16 protein-coding genes are annotated in these 18272 nt (G+C 62.4%); 9 read left to right on the forward strand and 7 right to left on the reverse strand.

The features are described from left to right. Positions 1–23: 23 nt before the first annotated feature. Positions 24–1145, reverse strand: coding sequence for a peptide chain release factor 1 (gene prfA / locus BPRO_RS04185; RefSeq protein ID WP_011481808.1), 1122 nt, complete (start codon positions 1143–1145; stop codon positions 24–26). A 105-nt stretch (positions 1146–1250) separates the two neighbouring features. Next, on the reverse strand, positions 1251–2531 hold the full coding sequence (gene hemA / locus BPRO_RS04190; RefSeq protein WP_011481809.1) for a glutamyl-tRNA reductase: 1281 nt from the start codon (positions 2529–2531) through the stop codon (positions 1251–1253). Positions 2532–2644: 113 nt separating this feature from the next. Between hemA and BPRO_RS04195 the strand changes: the two genes are divergently transcribed. Next, complete coding sequence (locus BPRO_RS04195; protein WP_041389220.1) at positions 2645–2935, forward strand: hypothetical protein; 291 nt, start codon at positions 2645–2647, stop codon at positions 2933–2935. A gap of 69 nt (positions 2936–3004) precedes the next feature. Here BPRO_RS04195 and ugpQ read toward each other — a convergent pair whose 3' ends face one another. From ugpQ to ugpB, 5 genes are all read right to left on the reverse strand, one after another. Next, positions 3005–3748, reverse strand: coding sequence for a glycerophosphodiester phosphodiesterase (gene ugpQ, locus BPRO_RS04200; RefSeq protein ID WP_011481811.1), 744 nt, complete (start codon positions 3746–3748; stop codon positions 3005–3007). Positions 3749–3843: 95 nt separating this feature from the next. Continuing rightward, positions 3844–4866: a sn-glycerol-3-phosphate import ATP-binding protein UgpC gene (locus BPRO_RS04205; protein ID WP_011481812.1), complete on the reverse strand. Its 1023-nt coding sequence runs from the start codon at positions 4864–4866 to the stop codon at positions 3844–3846. A gap of 51 nt (positions 4867–4917) precedes the next feature. Then, the gene (gene ugpE / locus BPRO_RS04210) at positions 4918–5769 is read right to left on the reverse strand and encodes a sn-glycerol-3-phosphate ABC transporter permease UgpE (RefSeq protein WP_011481813.1); all 852 of its coding nucleotides are present in this window, start codon (positions 5767–5769) and stop codon (positions 4918–4920) included. Positions 5770–5925: 156 nt separating this feature from the next. Next, positions 5926–6807, reverse strand: coding sequence for a sn-glycerol-3-phosphate ABC transporter permease UgpA (gene ugpA, locus BPRO_RS04215; RefSeq protein WP_011481814.1), 882 nt, complete (start codon positions 6805–6807; stop codon positions 5926–5928). Between the two features lie 98 nt (positions 6808–6905). Continuing rightward, positions 6906–8219 (reverse strand): sn-glycerol-3-phosphate ABC transporter substrate-binding protein UgpB, encoded by a 1314-nt coding sequence (gene ugpB, locus BPRO_RS04220; protein ID WP_011481815.1) that lies wholly within the window; start codon positions 8217–8219, stop codon positions 6906–6908. A gap of 213 nt (positions 8220–8432) precedes the next feature. Between ugpB and BPRO_RS04225 the strand changes: the two genes are divergently transcribed. The 8 genes from BPRO_RS04225 to BPRO_RS04260 all read left to right on the forward strand — a co-directional run bounded on the left by BPRO_RS04225 (position 8433) and on the right by BPRO_RS04260 (position 18230). After that, positions 8433–12335: a DUF3683 domain-containing protein gene (locus BPRO_RS04225; RefSeq protein WP_011481816.1), complete on the forward strand. Its 3903-nt coding sequence runs from the start codon at positions 8433–8435 to the stop codon at positions 12333–12335. A 97-nt stretch (positions 12336–12432) separates the two neighbouring features. Then, positions 12433–12846 carry a gamma-butyrobetaine hydroxylase-like domain-containing protein gene (locus BPRO_RS04230; protein ID WP_011481817.1) on the forward strand — a complete coding sequence of 138 codons (414 nt, stop codon included), beginning with the start codon at positions 12433–12435 and terminating at the stop codon, positions 12844–12846. Between the two features lie 137 nt (positions 12847–12983). Beyond that, entirely contained in the window at positions 12984–13715 is a 732-nt protein-coding gene (ubiE, locus tag BPRO_RS04235; RefSeq protein ID WP_011481818.1) for a bifunctional demethylmenaquinone methyltransferase/2-methoxy-6-polyprenyl-1,4-benzoquinol methylase UbiE, read from the forward strand. 68 nt (positions 13716–13783) lie between these two features. Beyond that, positions 13784–14785: a Tim44 domain-containing protein gene (locus tag BPRO_RS04240; protein ID WP_011481819.1), complete on the forward strand. Its 1002-nt coding sequence runs from the start codon at positions 13784–13786 to the stop codon at positions 14783–14785. Positions 14786–14933: 148 nt separating this feature from the next. Continuing rightward, positions 14934–15539, forward strand: a complete 606-nt coding sequence (locus BPRO_RS04245) for a hypothetical protein (RefSeq protein ID WP_011481820.1) — start codon at positions 14934–14936, stop codon at positions 15537–15539. Continuing rightward, positions 15536–17089: a ubiquinone biosynthesis regulatory protein kinase UbiB gene (ubiB, locus tag BPRO_RS04250; protein ID WP_011481821.1), complete on the forward strand. Its 1554-nt coding sequence runs from the start codon at positions 15536–15538 to the stop codon at positions 17087–17089. The genes BPRO_RS04245 and ubiB overlap by 4 nt, the downstream gene beginning before the upstream one ends. 149 nt (positions 17090–17238) lie before the next feature. Then, positions 17239–17604, forward strand: coding sequence for an FmdB family zinc ribbon protein (locus BPRO_RS04255; RefSeq protein ID WP_011481822.1), 366 nt, complete (start codon positions 17239–17241; stop codon positions 17602–17604). Further along, on the forward strand, positions 17604–18230 hold the full coding sequence (locus BPRO_RS04260) for a DUF502 domain-containing protein (RefSeq protein WP_011481823.1): 627 nt from the start codon (positions 17604–17606) through the stop codon (positions 18228–18230). The genes BPRO_RS04255 and BPRO_RS04260 overlap by 1 nt, the downstream gene beginning before the upstream one ends. Positions 18231–18272: the final 42 nt, after the last annotated feature.

The raw sequence follows: 18272 nt of genomic DNA on the forward strand, positions 1-18272 counted from the left end.
TGTGAGAAGCGGAAGCCGGCCATCTAGAAACCGTTGCTGGCGGTTTCCAGCTCTGCCAGCTGTTCGGCGCCGCGCGCCACCTGCAGCGCGGTGATCACATCGCCCAAATCGCCTTCCATGATGGCCAGCAGCTTGTACAGCGTCAGGTTGATGCGGTGGTCGGTCAGGCGCCCCTGCGGGAAGTTGTAGGTGCGTATGCGGTCGCTGCGGTCGCCGCTGCCGACCAGGCCCTTGCGCATGGCCGCATCCTTCGCCGCGCGCTCCGAGCGGTCTTTTTCCACGATGCGGGCTGACAGCACCTGCAGCGCCTTGGCCTTGTTGCGGTGCTGGCTGCGGTCATCCTGGCATTCGGCCACGATGCCGGTCGGGATGTGCGTGATGCGCACGGCCGAGTCGGTCTTGTTGATGTGCTGGCCGCCGGCGCCGCTGGCGCGGTAGGTGTCTATGCGCAGGTCGGCCGGGTTGATCTGGATGGCCACCGCCTCATCGGGCTCGGGCAGCACGGCCACGGTGCAGGCACTGGTGTGGATGCGGCCCTGGGTTTCGGTGGCGGGCACGCGTTGCACGCGGTGGCCGCCCGATTCAAACCGCAGCTTGCCGTACACGCCCACACCCGTGGCATCGGTCGGACCGTCCATGCGCAACACCACTTCCTTGTAGCCACCGAGCTCGCTGGGCGATTCGCTGATGATCTCGACCTGCCAGCGGTTGCGCTCGGCAAAGCGCGTGTACATGCGAAAGAGATCGCCGGCAAACAGTGCCGACTCGTCGCCGCCCGTGCCGGCGCGGATTTCGATAAAGGCCGCCCGCGCGTCGTCCGGGTCCTTGGGAATCAGCATCAGCTGCAGGGCCTCATCGAGTTGGGCAATATCCAGCTTGGCGGCGGCGATTTCCTCTTCGGCCATGGCTGCCATCTCGGGGTCGTCTTTGGCTTCGGCCAGCATGCCCTCGGCGCTGGCCAGGTCGGCCTCGCGGCTGGTGAGCCGGGTGTATTGCTCGGCCACCACGCTGGCTTCGGCATGCTCGCGGGTCAGCGCCCGAAAGCGGTCCAGGTCACTCACGACGTCGGTGGCTGACAGCAGCGAATCCAGTTCATGCAGCCGCAGAAGCTGGCGGTCCAGGGTTTGGCGAAGAAATGGTTTCATCGAATCGAGGGGGCCGGGGCGGCGATAAATGGGGGGGGCACACCGGCGAAGCCGCCGGCAGGATGGCAACCGTTCTGGCGGCTGCGGCAGCGCGCAAGGCCGGCGCTAACGCTCTTTGTGTTCTTTGGGCGGTTGGCCGCGCAAAAACAGCCGGGACACCGTGTGCGCCGTGGCCTCGCGGCTGGCGGCGTCTCCCGCGTGCAGTTCCGCCAGCGCGCCATGCAGCATTTTCTGCGTGAGGCCGCGCGTCAGCGCATCCAGCACGGCATCCATCGGCTCGCCTTTGGCGATCAGTTTTTTGGCCCGCGCAATTTCCGCGGCGCGCCACTCGTCGGTTTGCGCATTGAGCTGCTGGATCAGGGGCACCGTGCGGCGCTGGCCCAGCCAGTGCATGAAGTTCTGCACGCCGGCATCGATGATCACCTCGGCCTGCGCCACTGCGGCCTGGCGGTTGTCCTTGCCGGTCTGGACGACGTGCGCCAGGTCGTCCACGGTGTACAGGTAGATGTCAGGCAGGTCCTTGACCTCGGGCTCGATGTCGCGCGGCACGGCCAGGTCAACCATGAACATGGGGCGGTGTTTGCGTAGCTTGACCGCACGTTCCACCGCACCCAGGCCAATGATGGGCAGGGTGCTGGCCGTGCAGCTGATCACCGCGTCAAACTCATGCAGGCGGCTGGGCAGATCGGCCAGGCGCATGACTTCGGCGCCGAAGCGGCTGGCGAGCTTTTCGCCACGCTCCAGCGTGCGGTTGGCAATTGCCATGGACTTGGGGGTTTTTGCGGCAAAGTGGGTGGCCGCCAGGTCAATCATTTCACCGGCGCCGACAAACAACACCCTGATGTCGCCCAGGTTTTCAAACAGCTGCCCGGCCAGCCGCACGCTGGCGGCCGCCATGCTGATGCTGTGCGCGCCAATCTCCGTGCTGGTGCGTACTTCCTTGGCGACGGCGAAGGAGCGCTGGAACAGCTGGTGCAGTGTGCTGCCCATGGCGCCCGCGTCCTCCGCGGCACGCACCGCGTCTTTCAGCTGGCCCAGAATCTGCGGCTCGCCGAGCACCATGGAGTCGAGCCCACTGGCGACGCGGAAAGCGTGGCGGGCTGCCTGGTCGTCCTGCAGTGTGTAGGCGTGCGAACGCAGCAGGGCAGGCGAGACGCCACCGTTGTGCGCCAGCCACTCCAGCGTGTGTTCCAGATCGTTGTGGTCGCCTGCGCAATAAATCTCGGTCCGGTTGCAGGTCGAGAGCAGGGTGGCCTCGGGCTGGCGGGCCAGCGACTCGCGCAAGCCGCGCAGCGTGGGCTCGATTTGGTCCAGGGCATAGGCGAATCGCCCGCGCAAATCGAGCGGTGCGGTGGTATGGTTTAGCCCCAGGGCCCAGACTGACATTCCCCGATTATAAAATTGAAGTGCGGGACAGGCATTTGGCCTGGATCAAACACCCTCAACCGTCTTTCTCGGGCCGCTTGCAGGGTGTGCCCCGTGACCCCACAACCGCTGCCATGACCGCTTACCTGCTGACCAACCACCTGCTCAATTTCATGGCGCCTGCTGCGCTTGTTGCCATGCTGCTGGTGCTGTTGTCCCGCCTCTTGTCCCGATTCTTCACCTCAAAAAAGCCGCTGGTCCCCACATTCTGGCGGCAGGTAGCTATTGTTTTCATAGCAAATACGGCCGTTTTGACGGCCGGGCTGCTGGTTTTCGGCCATGACGGAAAGATGCTGACCTATGCCGGGCTCGTGGTGGTCGCGGCGCTGTGCCAGTGGGTGTTGTTGCGGGGGTGGAAGGCGTGAGGGGCCTGGTGCCCCGTCTGCATCCCGTTGAGTGCTTGGGGCCGGACGAGGCGGCTTGAACGTCGTTGATCAAACCGGCCGGAAGGCATCCACCCGGTCAGTGATGATGCCGTCGATGCCCAGGCCGATCAGCCGCCTGGCGCTGCGTTCGTCATTGACGGTGTAGCTGAGCGTCCTGAAGCCGGCTTTTTTGGCCTGTGCCACCGTACTTGCATTCCAGAGCCTGTGATTGCAGACAATGGCCACGCATTGCAGCTTTGCCGCCGTTTCCAGCCAGTTTTCAGTCAGTGTGTCGAGCAGCAGGCCGCGCGGCAACTGGGGCTGCGCAGCCCGGGCCGCTTCCAGCGCAGCGGGCTGGAACGACGTGAGCAGGGGCGGGACGGTCTCGCCTTGCCACAGCCTGGCCGCTTGATTGGCCACCTCGGTGCCGGTAGGGCTGTCCAGCCCCGGAGTGGGCTTGATCTCGATGTTCAGGAAGTAGCCCTTGTCCAGGCAATAGCGCGCGATGCTTTCCAGCATCGGCAAGGGCTCGCCCGTGAACTGCGGCGAATGCCAGCGTCCCGCGTCGAGTGTTGCCAGCACGTCCCAGGGCTGCTCGCCGGCCACCCCTTTTCCCGTACTGGTGCGCTCCAGCGTGGCGTCGTGCAGCAAAAATGGCACACCGTCGGCGCTGAGTTTCACATCGCACTCGAACATGCGGTAGCCGTGGGCGGCGCCCGCCTTGAAGGCCGCCAGCGTGTTCTCGGGCGCCAGCTTGCCGGCGCCGCGGTGGGCGATCCAGCGCGGGTAGGGCCAAAAGGTTGAAGCTCCCACACTGGCCACGTCGTGTGCTGCGCTGCCCCTTTGCCGGGGTGGGCCGGCGCTGCGGCCGGCCGCTTCGACGCGTGCCGGATCATCCGGCCGGTTGCTCATGGCAAACGTTTCCCGGTCTCGGCGTCAAACCAGTGGAGGCGGTCACGGCGGGGGGCGACGTGGATGGTGGCGCCGATGTCGGGGGCGGATGACAGGCTTTCATCGGTGCGCACGATCAGGAACTCGTCGCCCATGCGGCAGTACACCAGACGCTCGGCGCCCAGCATCTCCAGCGTGTCGACCTGCACCGCCCAGCCGGTGGTGCCGATTTGCAGGTGCTCGGGGCGTATGCCCAGAAGCGCGCCCGGCTTGCCGCCGAAGTCGGTGTTGGGGGCGTGCCTGAGCAGGTTCATCGGCGGTGAGCCCATGAAGCTCGCCACAAAGGTGGTGGCGGGGCGGTTATAGACCTCTTCGGGAGTGCCGAACTGCTCCATGCGGCCCGCGTTCATCACGATCATGCGCTGCGCCAGGGTCATCGCCTCGACCTGGTCGTGCGTGACAAAAAGGGACGTGATGCCCAGTTCGCGGTGCAGCTTCTGGATCTCCAGCCGGGTCTGCACGCGCAGCTTCGCGTCCAGGTTGGAGAGCGGCTCGTCGAACAGAAACACCTGGGGCTGGCGCACGATGGCTCGGCCCATGGCCACCCGCTGGCGCTGGCCGCCGGACAGCTGCCTGGGCTTGCGATCCAGCAGGTGGCCCAGTTCCAGGATGTCTGCGGCCTTGTCGACGCGGGTCTTGATGTCATTTTTCGGAACTTTCGCAATCTTCAGGCCGTACGCCATGTTGTCGAACACGCTCATGTGCGGGTACAGCGCGTAGTTCTGAAACACCATGGCGATGTCGCGCTCGGCGGGCTCCAGGTCGTTGACCACCTTGCCCCCAATGGCAATTTGCCCCTCACTGATTTCCTCCAGGCCGGCAACCATGCGCAGCAGCGTCGATTTGCCGCAGCCGGACGGGCCGACGATGACGATGAATTCTCGGTCTGCGATTTCGGCATTCACGCCGTGCAGGATCTGCACGCTGCTTTTGCCGGCGCCGTAGCGCTTGATGACGTTGTTCAGTGAGATGGATGCCATGGGTGTTGTGCCTGCTCGTTGTCTGTTCTTGTCATTTTTTGTTACTTCCGCTTATTTCTCGGTATCCACCAGCCCCTTGACGAACCACTTCTGCATCAGCACCACCACGAAGGCGGGCGGCAGCATGGCCAGAATGGCTGTGGCCATGACCACGTTCCATTCATTGGCGGCGTCACCGCCGGCGATCATGCGCTTGATGCCGATCACGACGGGGTACATCTCTTCACTGGTGGTGGCCAACAGAGGCCAGAGGTACTGGTTCCAGCCGTAGATGAACTGGATCACGAACAGCGCGGCCATCGATGTCTTGGACAGCGGCAGCAGGATGTCCTTGAAAAAGCGCATCGGGCCCGCGCCGTCCATGCGCGCGGCCTCCACCAATTCATCGGGCACCGTCAGGAAAAACTGGCGGAACAGGAAAGTCGCCGTGGCGGACGCAATCAGCGGAATGGTGAGGCCCGCATAGGTGTTGAGCATGCCCAGATCGGACACTACCTTGTAGGTGGGGCCTATTCTCACTTCCACAGGCAGCATCAGGGTCACAAAAATCGCCCAGAAAAAGAAATTCTTGAAGGGAAAGCGGAAGTAGACGATGGCAAAGGCCGACAGCAGCGAGATCGCGATCTTGCCGAAGGTGATGACCAGCGCCGTCACCAGGCTGACCCACATCATGCGGGCAACAGGCGCGGTGGAACCCGTTCCGGTATTACGGCCGAAAAGCGCGGCGCGATAGGTGTCCCAGAAATGGCTGCCCGGCAGCAAGGGCATCGGGGCCTGCACGATTTCCTGCGCGGTATGGGTGGACGCCACAAAAGCCAGGTAGAGCGGAAAAGCGACAATCAAGACGCCCACAATGACCACCGCATGGGCCAGAAAATTCAGCCAGGGATTGCGTTCAACCATGGTCGTTGCCTTGAAACCCGTGTAAGCGAAGGGGCAGAGAGCGACACGCAGTGCGCGAACGTGGGGGCAAGGCTTTTCCGCCGGGCCGCCCCAAGGAAAAGAGCACTCCCTTGGGGGGCAGAGAGCGACACGCAGTGCGCGAACGTGGGGGCACCATCAATATTGCACTTTCTTTTCGACATACCGGAACTGCACCACCGTCAGCGCAATCACGATGAACATCAAGACCACCGACTGCGCCGCTGAGCCGCCGAGGTCCATGGCCTTGAAGCCATCGTAATAGACCTTGTAAACCAGGATGGACGTGTCCTGGCCGGGGCCGCCATGGGTGGTGGCGTCGACGATGGCAAACGTGTCGAAGAAGGCATACACCATGTTGATCACCAGCAGGAAGAAGGTGGTGGGTGACAGCAGGGGGAACTGGATCGTCCAGAAGCGCCGCCAGGGGCGGGCACCGTCAATCGCTGCGGCCTCGATCAGTGACTTGGGAATCGACTGCAGACCGGCCAGGAAGAACAGGAAGTTGTAGGAAATCTGCTTCCACACCGCGGCCATCACGATCAGCGTCATCGCGTGGCCGGAATCGAGCAGGTGGTTCCAGTTGATGCCCACCCGGTCCAGTGCATAGGCGACCACGCCCAGCGCCGGAGAAAACATGAACACCCACAGCACACCGGCCACGGCAGGGGCCACTGCATAGGGGACGACCAGCAAGGTTTTGTAAAACAGCGCGCCCTTGATGATGCGGTCTGCAAAGATCGCCAGCGTCAGCGACAAGGAGATACCAAGCACGGCCACCAGCACGGAAAATACCGCGGTGGTTTTGAAGGAGGCCAGGTAACCCGGATCGTTGAACAGGTTTTCAAAGTTGGCCAGGCCGACCCATTCGGTGGAGCTCCCAAAGGCATCCTGTACCTGGAACGATTGCAGCAGCGCCTGCGCTGCGGGCCAGAAGAAAAACACGCTGATCACGATGACCTGGGGAGCCAGCAGCAGCCACGGCAGCCAGCTTGAGCGGAACAAGACGCGTTTTTCCATGGGCCCATTCAAGGTAAACAATCCGCCCGCCAGCAACCGGGCATGCGGGGGATTGCGGGTTTAGCCGTGGCGTGGCCCCGCGGCCGGCGCCGGAGATTTCAGGGCTTGTTGGCTTTCTCGAAGCGTTCGAGCTGCTCGTTGCCGCGTTTCACAATGGCATCCAGCGCTTCCTTGGCTGATTTCTTGCCGCTCCAGACCTGCTCGAGCTCTTCATCCTCGATCGCGCGAACCTGTACGTAGTTGCCCAGGCGGATACCGCGGCTCTTGTCGGTGACCTTGCGAATCATCTGTGTCACGGCGACATCGGTGCCCGGTTTTTCCTTGTAGAAGCCGGATTTTTCTGTGAGCTGGTAGGCCGCCGTGGTGACCGGCAGATAGCCGGTACGCTTGTGGCTGGCGGACTGCACTTCAGGGCTGGAGATGTAACCGAAGAAGGCTGCTACCCCTTTGTATTCAGCGGGTTTCTTGCCTGACATGACCCACAGGCTGGCACCCCCGATCACCGTGTTTTGCGGCGCACCGGGCACGTCAGGGTAGTAGGGCAGCGGGGCCAAGCCATAGCCGAATTTGGTGTTTTTGGCCACATTGCCATAGAAGCCCGATGAGGTGTTGATCATTGCGCACTCGCCCGAGATGAAACTCGCTTCGGGCACATTGCCACGGCCCTTGTAGACGAACAGGCCCTGCTTGGACATGCTGGCCAGGTTCTCGATATGCCGCTGGTGCAGTGGCGAGTTGATCTTCATCCGCGCGTCCATGCCGGCCAGGCCATTGGACTTGCTGGCGAACTCGACGTTGTGCCAGGCGGAAAAGCTTTCCAGCTGGGTCCAGCCCTGCCAGGCCGTTGTGAAGGGGCACTTGTGGCCGGAGGCCTTGAGCTTGGCCGCGGCCAGCGCGACTTCGGGCCAGGTGGAGGGCGCCTTGTCCGGGTCCAGGCCCGCCGCCTTGAAGGCGTCCTTGTTGTAGTAAAAAATGGTGGTGGAGCTGTTGAACGGGAAGCTCAGCATCTGGCCGTTCGGTGCCGTGTAGTAGCCGGCCACTGCCGATATGTAGGCAGCCGGGTCGAATTTCTGTCCGGCGTCCTTCATGACCTTGGCTACGGGCACGATCGCGCCCTTGCTGGCCATCATGGTGGCGGTACCTACCTCGAACACCTGCAGGATGTGCGGCGCGTTACCGGCGCGGAAGGCGGCGATGGCGGCAGTCATCGACTCGTCGTAGCTGCCCTTGTAAGTGGGCACTATGCGGTATTCCTTCTGGCTCGCGTTGAAATCCCTGGCCAGGTCGTTGACCCATTCGTTGTTGACGGCAACCATGGAGTGCCACCACTGGATCTCTGTTTGCGCCTGGCTCGCCAGGGGAGCAAGCAGGGCGCAGGCGGCGAAAGTCAACGCAGATAGACGGGATTTCATGAAAACTCCTGAGGTGAAGGCCCATTTTTGGGTCGCTTATTCAAGTTGGGCAGTCTGGGACCTGTTTGTGACAGGCCGATTTAAGCGATTTGGTGCCTTCTTAACAAGCGGGGTTTCCATGAGGCCATTGGGCTGGGCCCCCGGCCAAATGCTGTGCTGCGGTAACATAGGGCAACAGCGCTGGACGTGGGTCCGAAGCCGCTGATTTTCACGATGAACGCCCCTACTACCCTTCAAGAATTGAACGTTTTTGCGGATGACGCAAAGCCCGGCGAAGCACGCATTCGCGAAATTCCCTATAACTACACGTCCTTTTCCGATCGTGAAGTGGTTATTCGTCTGCTGGGCGCGCCGGCCTGGGACTTGCTGAACCGCCTGCGTGACGAACGGCGTACCGGGCGGTCCGCCCGCATGCTCTACGAAGTGCTGGGGGACATCTGGGTGGTCCAGCGCAACCCGTATTTGCAGGATGACCTGCTGGACAACCCCAAACGCCGCAAGCTGCTGGTGGATGCCTTGCATCATCGCCTCTCCGAAGTCGGAAAGCGCCGCACACCCGATGCCGACCCGCAGCGCGACGCCATCGTTGGCGAACTGCTGGACGCGGCCCGCAGTGCGGTCAGCCGCTTTTCGGCCTCGTTTGAGGAAGTGGCCGGCCTGCGCCGCCAGACCGAACGCAAACTGCGCAAGCTGACGCTCAAGGACAACATCAAGTTTGACGGGCTGTCGCGCGTCTCGCATGTCACAGACGCCACCGACTGGCGTGTCGAATACCCCTTTGTCGTGCTGACCCCGGATTCCGAGCAGGAAATGGCCGGGCTGGTCAAGGGCTGCATCGACCTGGGCCTGACGATCGTGCCGCGCGGCGGCGGGACCGGCTACACCGGTGGCGCGATTCCGCTGACCTGGAAGTCGGCCGTCATCAACACCGAAAAACTCGAAGCGATGACCGAGGTCGAAATGGTCTCGCTGCCCGGCATCGCGCAGCCGGTGGCCACGGTCTGGACCGAAGCCGGTGTGGTCACGCAGCGCGTGGCCGATGCCGCCGAGCGGGGCGGATTTGTGTTTGCTGTTGACCCGACGTCTGCCGAGGCCTCCTGCATCGGCGGCAATATCGCGATGAATGCCGGGGGCAAAAAGGCTGTGCTGTGGGGTACGGCGCTGGATAATCTGGCCTCCTGGCGCATGGTGACGCCACAGGCCCAGTGGCTGGAAGTGACCCGGCTGGGCCACAACCTGGGCAAGATCCACGACGCCGAGATGGCGAGTTTCGAGCTCAAGTATTTTGAAGCCGACGGCAAGACGCCGGTGCGCACGGAACGCCTTGACATCCAGGGCAAGACTTTCCGCAAGGAGGGCCTGGGCAAGGACGTCACCGACAAGTTCCTGAGCGGACTGCCGGGCATCCAGAAAGAAGGCTGCGACGGGCTCATCACCAGCGCCCGCTGGATCGTGCACCGCATGCCCGCGCACACGCGCACCGTTTGCCTGGAGTTCTTCGGCAATGCCAAGGACGCCGTGCCCAGCATTGTCGAGATCAAGGACTTCATGTTTTCCGAGCAAAAGCGCGGCGGCGCCATCCTGGCCGGGCTGGAGCACCTGGACGACCGTTACCTCAAGGCGGTCGGCTACGCGACCAAGTCGAAAAAACACGGCGGCCTGCCGAAGATGGTGTTGTTTGGCGACATTGCCGGCGACGATGCCGATGTGGTGGCGCGGGCAACCTCGGAAGTGGTGCGCATTGCCAATTCGCGCCACGGTGAAGGCTTTATCGCCATCAGCCCGGATGCACGCAAGAAATTCTGGCTGGACCGCAAGCGCACTGCCGCCATTTCCCGGCACACCAATGCCTTCAAGATCAATGAGGACGTGGTGATCCCGCTGCCGCGCATGGCGGAGTACACCGACGGCATCGAGCGCATCAATATCGAGCTGAGCCTGCGCAACAAGATCAAGCTGTGCGACGAGCTGGAGACCTTTTTCCTCAAGGGCAACCTGCCCCTGGGTAAATCGGACGATGCCAACGACATCCCGTCGGCCGAGCTGCTGGAAGACCGGGTCGGCCAGGCGCTTGCCATGATTGCCGAAGTCCGTGCCCTCTGGGCCGGCTGGCTGGAGGGTGTGGAGGCGTTGTTCCCGCAACTGCAGGATCATTCGCTGCGCGCCAGCTGGAAGACGCAGATCCGGGCTAGGCTCCAGGCCATCTTCAGCGGCGCGCCGTTCTTGCCCATCCTGGAAGAGTGCAATGCCATTCACAAACGGGTGCTCAAGGGCCGTGTGTGGGCGGCGCTGCACATGCACGCGGGCGACGGCAACGTGCATACCAATCTGCCGGTCAACAGCGACGACTACGAGATGCTGCAGACCGCGCATGAAGCCGTGGCGCGCATCATGGTGCTGGCGCGCTCGCTTGATGGCGTGATTTCGGGCGAGCACGGCATCGGCATCACCAAGCTGGATTTCCTGACCGACGAGGAACTGCGTCCCTTCACCGAGTACAAGCAGAAGGTCGACCCCGAAGGCCGCTTCAACAAAGGCAAGCTGCTGCGGAATCAGGAGCTGAATACGCAGGACGGGAAAAGGCTTCCGGCCGATTTGACGAATGCCTATACGCCCAGCTTCGGCCTGATGGGCCATGAGTCGCTGATCATGCAGCAGTCTGACATCGGCGCGATTGCCGACAGCATCAAGGACTGCCTGCGCTGCGGTAAATGCAAACCGGTGTGCGCCACGCATGTGCCGCGCGCCAACCTGCTGTACAGCCCGCGCAACAAGATCCTGGCGACCTCGCTGCTGGTGGAGGCCTTCCTGTATGAGGAGCAGACCCGGCGCGGCATCAGCATCAAACACTGGGAAGAGTTTGAGGATGTGGCCGACCACTGCACGGTATGCCACAAGTGCCTGACCCCCTGCCCGGTGGATATCGACTTTGGCGATGTGTCGATGAACATGCGCAACCTGCTGCGCAAGATGGGCCAGAAGTCCTTCCGGCCCGGCAATGCGGCCGCCATGTTCTTCCTCAACGCCACCAATCCGCAAACCATCAAGTTCATGCGCGGCGCCATGGTCGACGTGGGCTTCAAGGCCCAGCGCCTGGCCAATGACCTGCTGCGCAAGCTGGCGCGCAAGCAGACCGACCGGCCGCCGGCCACGGTCGGCAAGGCGCCGGTCAAGGAGCAGGTGATCCACTTCATCAACAAGAAAATGCCTGGCGGCCTTCCCAAGAAGACGGCCCGCGCCCTGCTGGACATCGAAGACAAGGATTACGTGCCGATTATCCGCAATCCGAAAAACACCACGGCGGAAACCGAGGCGGTGTTTTATTTCCCGGGTTGCGGCTCCGAGCGCCTGTTCAGCCAGGTCGGCCTGGCCACGCAGGCCATGCTGTGGCACGCCGGCGTGCAAACCGTGCTGCCGCCAGGCTATCTGTGCTGCGGCTATCCCCAGCGCGGCTCCGGCCAGTACGACAAGGCCGAGAAAATCATCACCGACAACCGGGTGCTGTTCCACCGCGTGGCCAACACCCTGAACTACCTGGACATCAAGACCGTGGTGGTCAGTTGCGGCACCTGCTATGACCAGTTGCAGGGCTACGAGTTCGAGAAAATTTTCCCGGGCTGCCGCATCATCGACATCCATGAGTACCTGCTGGAAAAAGGCATCACGCTGCGGACGGACCAGCCCGGCAAGGGTTATCTGTACCATGACCCCTGCCACAGCCCGATGAAACTGCAGGAGCCGATGAAGACCGTCAAGGCGCTGCTCGGCGACAACGTCCTCAAGAACGAGCGCTGCTGCGGCGAATCGGGCACGCTGGGCGTCACGCGACCTGACATTTCAACGCAGATCCGCTTCCGCAAGGAAGAAGAGCTGCGCAAGGGCGAGGCCAATTTGCGGGCCACTGGAGCGGTGGGCGAGGGCGAGAACGTCAAGATACTGACCAGTTGCCCCAGTTGCCTGCAGGGCCTGTCCCGCTATGGCGACGACCTGCAAAACGGCCTGCTTGAGGCCGATTACATCGTCGTCGAAATGGCCAACCAGATTCTGGGCAAGGAATGGCTGCCGGCTTATGTCGAGGCTGCCAACCACGGCGGGATCGAGCGCGTGCTGGTGTAGAAGGGCAGAGCGCGGGAGGACGGTCTCTCGCTCCCGCGACGGGCGTTCCTTCCGCACGAGATTTCGATTTGGTTTATTCAGAAAGTGATGCATCACCATGGCAGGTCTCCAGGCCGGTTCACCGACTCCCACGGCGCTGACGGTTCACAGCCAGTCCCGCGTGCTGGAAATCGCCTTTTCGGACGGCGCCGGGTTCAGGATTCCGTTTGAACTGATGCGTGTATATTCGCCGTCCGCAGAAGTCCAAGGGCACGGACCGGGCCAGGAGGTGCTGCAAACCGGCAAGCGCGAGATCAATATCGTCGAGCTGGAGCCCATAGGCAACTACGCGGTCAAGCCGGTGTTTTCCGATGGCCATGAAAGCGGCATTTTTTCCTGGGACTACCTGTACCATCTGGGCGCCGACCAGGACCGGCTCTGGGACGACTACACCCGACGGCTGCAGGCTGCAGGCCGGGACAGGGACACCCCGATGGTCGAAGCCCCAGGCCACGCCTGTGGCAATCACTGAGGAAAGTCACTGACGGCGAGTCCTGCAAGCGTTGCTGTCCTGGACTGTTGTTTTTCCGGCATAAAACCCCACAATGCCCTGAAGCAGTGCAGGGTTGTCGCCACTAACCAAGGGCATTGCCCTCTAGCATTCACTCTATGACGAAAACCCATTTCGGCTTTGAATCCGTCGAGGAGCAGGACAAGGCGCGACGCGTGCGCGGCGTGTTTGACTCTGTGGCGCCCAAATACGACGTGATGAATGACTTGATGTCGATGGGTCTGCATCGTGCCTGGAAGGCCTACACCGTGCTGGTGGCCAACGTTAAGGAGGGCCAGCAGGTGCTCGACATCGCCGGCGGAACGGGCGACCTGGCCCTGGCTTTCGCGCCCAAAGTGGGCAGCAGCGGGCGGGTGGTGCACACTGACATCAACGAGGCGATGCTCAGGGAAGGGCGTAACCGGCTGCTGGACGCTGGTGTGAACCTGCCCACGTTGGTCTGTGATGCAGAACACCTGCCGTTTGCCGATGCGAGTTTTGACGTGGTCACCGTCGCTTTTGGCTTGCGCAACATGACGCATAAAGAAGATGCCTTGCGCGAAATGAACCGTGTGCTCAAGCCCGGTGGCAAACTGCTGGTGCTGGAGTTTTCCAAGGTGGCCAAACCGCTGGAAAAGATTTATGACTGGTATTCGTTCAAGGTGTTGCCCAGGCTCGGCAAGCTGGTGGCCAACGACGACTCAAGCTACCAGTACCTCGCCGAGTCGATTCGCATGCATCCGGGCCAGGAAGAACTCAAAGCCCTGATGCTTAAAGGTGGTTTCGGTCATGTGGACTATCACAACCTGACGGGCGGGGTAGTGGCATTGCATGTTGCAATCAAATGCTGAAGAAGTGTTGAAGAAGTTAAACCGGCTTAAATAAACAAACAGGCGCAAGGCTTGCTCAAGGAGACGTTATGAAGATTTGGTCAATCATTCTTTCCGCCGTGATGGCGCTCACCATGGCTCTGCCGGGGACGGACGCAGAGGCTGCGCGTCTGGGCGGCGGCAAGTCATTTGGCAAGCAATCGTCCAACGTCACGCAGCGTGAGTCCACATCGGGTGGCGCCACTTCTGCAACCAACTCTGCGGCCAAACCGGCTGCACCGGCCGCGGCGCCTGCCCCGGTTGCGCCGAAGAAACCTTGGGGCGCCATGCTGGGCGGCCTGGCTGCCGGCCTCGGCCTGGCCTGGCTGGCTTCGTCGCTGGGCCTGGGTGAAGCCTTCGGCCAGGTCATCATGTTCGCGTTGCTGGCCCTGGTGATCATGGTGGCGGTCGGGTTCATCATGCGCAAGCTCAAGGGCGGCGGGGCCGGTGCCGCGGCTCCACGCACGCAGGAGCCATTTGCCTTCCAGGGTGCGGGCAACGCTGCCACCCCCAGGAACTACAGCCCCGAGAATGTCGGCAACGATGCCTCGGCACGCCCGTGGGAGCGAAGCGGCATGGCCTTCGACGCGAACCGCGATGCGGGAGCCACGCCTGCCACCGGCTCGATGATTGGCTCGGCCTTGCTCGGCACCCAGACCTGGGGCGTTCCCGCCGGGTTTGATGCCGAGGGCTTCCTTAAGGCCAGCAAGGCGAATTTCGTGACGCTGCAGGACGCCTGGGACCGCTCTGACATCCAGAGCTTGCGCGCCATGATGACCGACGACATGCTCGAGCAGATCAAGGCACAGCTGGCCGATCGCGAATCGCACACTGGTGGTGTGGTCAACCGGACCGAGGTCGTGATGCTCAATGCGCAGCTGCTGGGCATAGAGGAGCTGAGCGATACGTATATGGCTAGCGTGGAGTTCTCGGGCATGATCCGCGAAGACGCTTCCGCCGGTGCCAGCCCCTTCCGCGAAGTCTGGAACATGACCAAGCCGCGTAACGGCGGCAGCGGCTGGCTCGTAGCCGGCGTTCAAGCTCTCCAGTAAACCCGCGCGCAGGTCTCCACTTCCACTTCCAGCAGGGGCCGCGGGACTGGCTTTGCCAGACCGCAGGCGCAGCGGCCCCCTCGGGGGGCAGAGAGCTACACGCAGTGAGCGACCGTGGGGGCCACATTGCTGTCAAAATCGGGGACGTATGAATAACACGTCCCCTTTTTCTTTTCTTGAGTCTGTCGCGAGTCGTTTTCAGCCACCCGCCTGGGTGGTCGATGAAGGGCAGCAGCGGCTGGTGCTGTTCTTGAACCATGTCCTGCTGCAGGAGAAACAGGCGCAGGACCGGCTGTTGCGGCAAAAGGGCCGTGTTGTCCATCTCCGGTGGGGCGTTTTTGCGCTGGACCTGGTCGTCACCCCGGCGGGTCTGGTTGACCGCGCGTCACCCGCGGCAAAGCCTGACTTGCTGCTTTCGGTGGCCACCGAGTCGCCCCTGGTCATCATGCAGTCGGTGATGGCCGGCAAATCTCCTCCGGTGAAAATTGAGGGCGATGTTCAACTGGCAGCCGAGTTTGGCTGGCTGGCCGAGAACCTGCGCTGGGATGCCGAAGAGGGTCTTTCCCGCCTGATAGGCGATGCGCCGGCGCATGCCCTTGCCGATGCCGGCAGGCGGCTGCTGGACGGCCTGAAGCAGTTTCTGGCGCAGGCACCGCTGTCCCCGTCCTCATCTTCCCCTTCATCCCCTACCTCATCTCCCACTTCATCCGCAGCGTCCGGTTCCTCCCCGGATGCCGCGAAGGCTTCTGCATGACCCGGGTGTTCAGGGGCGGGTTCATCGTTTGGACCGTGCTTCGCTTCGGCCTCGACGAACTGGTGTTGTCCAGCTTCGAAAAGCCGTGGATCCGCCGGTTGACCCGCATCGTCTCGCTGGGGCGCAACCTGAGCGCTCCCCGTGGCGCCCGTCTTCGCGAGGCACTGGAAGCGCTGGGGCCCATCTTCGTCAAGTTCGGGCAGGTGATGTCCACACGGCGCGACCTGCTGCCGCCCGACATCGCCGATGAGCTGGCGCGCCTGCAGGACCGGGTGCCACCCTTTGAATCGTCGGTGGCCGTTGCCATCATCGAAAAGGCGTTTGGCCGGCCCCTGGACCGTATATTCGCGACGTTTGAGCACACCCCCGTGGCCAGCGCGTCGATTGCCCAGGTTCACTTTGCGACGCTGCACGACGGCCGTGAAGTGGCAGTCAAGGTATTGCGCCCCAACATGCTGCCCGCGATCGAGAAAGACCTCGCGCTCATGCACATGATGGCCGGCTGGGTGGAAGGCGCATCCGCCGATGGCAAGCGCCTCAAGCCGCGCGAAGTGGTAGCCGAGTTTGACAAATACCTGCACGACGAGCTCGACTTGCTGCGTGAGGCCGCCAATGCGGCGCAACTGCGCCGGAACATGCAGGACCTCAATCTCGTCATGATCCCGGAAATGTTCTGGGACTACTGCATGCCCGATGTCATGGTGATGGAGCGCATGAAGGGGGTGCCCATCGGCCAGAGCCAGCGCCTGCGCGACGCCAGCGTGGACATGAAGAAGCTGGCTCGCGACGGCGTCACCATTTTCTTCACGCAGGTGTTCCGCGATGGCTTTTTTCATGCCGACATGCACCCGGGCAATATTCAGGTCAGCCTGGCCCCGGACACCTTCGGGCGCTATATTTCGCTGGATTTCGGCATCGTGGGCACGCTCACAGAGGTGGACAAGGAGTATCTGGCGCACAACTTCAGCGCTTTCTTCCAGCGCGACTACAAGCGCGTTGCCGAACTGCATCTGGAGTCCGGCTGGGTGCCCGCCACCACCCGTGTGGACGAGCTGGAAGCCGCCATTCGCGCCTGCTGCGAGCCGTATTTCGACCGGCCGCTCAAGGAAATCTCGCTGGGCCTGGTGCTGATGCGCCTGTTCCAGACCTCGCGCCGTTTCCACGTGGAAATTCAGCCGCAACTGGTCCTGCTGCAAAAAACCCTGCTCAATATCGAAGGGCTGGGGCGCGAACTGGATCCCGAACTTGACCTCTGGAGCACGGCCAAGCCTTTTCTTGAAAAATGGATGCTGGAGCAGGTGGGCCCCGAAAAATTGCTGGCCCAGCTCAAGGCCGAGGCCCCGGCCTATGCCAAGCTGCTGCCCGTGCTGCCGCGCCTGCTGGCCCAGTACCTCAAAGGGCCGTCAGGGCCGAGCCGCCGCGACCTGGAAGCCCTGCTGGCCGAACAAAAGCGCACCAACAAACTGCTGCAAAGCCTGATCTACGGTGGTTTGGGCTTTGTGCTGGGCCTGATTGCCATGCAACTGCTGCTGCGGGTCCGTATTTTTTGACGCCGGCCCGAGCCGGCTGCCGCACAGGTCCGAACGCTGTGGGTCTCCCCGCCCGTTTGCCTTGAAGTTGGCGGCAACGCCTATAATTGAAGGTTTTGCACTGGTAAGCCTTCTTCAGGCGCAATTTCCCGGACAGAACCTCTAGCACTATGCCAATCTACGCCTATAAATGCGAGTCCTGCGGGCATGCCAAGGACGTCTTGCGAAAAATATCGGACGCGCCCTTGACCGATTGCCCGCACTGCGGGAGCCCCACTTTCACGAAACAAGTCACCGCAGCCGGCTTTCAGCTCAAGGGCTCGGGCTGGTACGTGACCGATTTCCGCGGCACGGACAAGGCGGCGCAGCCTGCCAAATCGGGTGACGGCGGGTCGACGGCGGCGGTAAGCACAGGCAGCAAATCCGCCGATACAGGCGCGGCCGCTGCAACGGCCACTGCCCCCGCAGCAGCTACGCCTGCTGCAGCGCCGGCCAGCCAGGGCGCGACCAGCGATTCGTCGTCCAAAGCCGCGTGATGAGTTCCATTCGCCGATGGCTTCTGGCCGGACTCCTGGTGCTGGTGCCTCTGGCCATCACCTTGTGGGTACTCGACTGGATCGTGGGAACGCTGGACCAGACCCTGCTGATTCTTCCGGGCGCCTGGCACCCCGACAGGCTGCTCGGGTTTCACATTCCCGGTTTCGGGGTGTTGCTGACGCTGCTTATCGTGCTGCTGATGGGTGCCATTGCCAGCAATTTCTTCGGCAAAAAGCTGGTCTCCTGGGGTAATTCGTTGCTGCACCGTATTCCGATTGTGCGGTCCATCTATTCGAGCGTGAAGCAGGTGTCTGACACCCTGTTTTCCGAGAGCGGCGATGCCTTTCGCCAGGCCCTGCTGGTGCAATGGCCGCGTGAAGGCGTCTGGACGATCGGGTTCCTGACCGGTTTTCCCGGTGGTGATGTGGCCAACCATTTGCCCGATGATTACCTGAGCGTCTACGTCCCCACGACCCCCAACCCGACGGGCGGCTACTTCGTCATGCTGAAAAAAGCAGAGTGCATCGAGTTGAAAATGAGCGTCGATGAGGCGCTGACGTACGTGATTTCGATGGGCGTTGTTGTTCCCGCAAAGCCCCTCCCGCCGCCGACTCAACCCCTGTAAACGGCGAAAACTGCCCAAGAGCCCAAGAGGCATTGAAAGTTC

Source organism: Polaromonas sp. JS666 (assembly GCF_000013865.1).
In the GTDB taxonomy this organism is placed as follows: domain Bacteria; phylum Pseudomonadota; class Gammaproteobacteria; order Burkholderiales; family Burkholderiaceae_C; genus Polaromonas.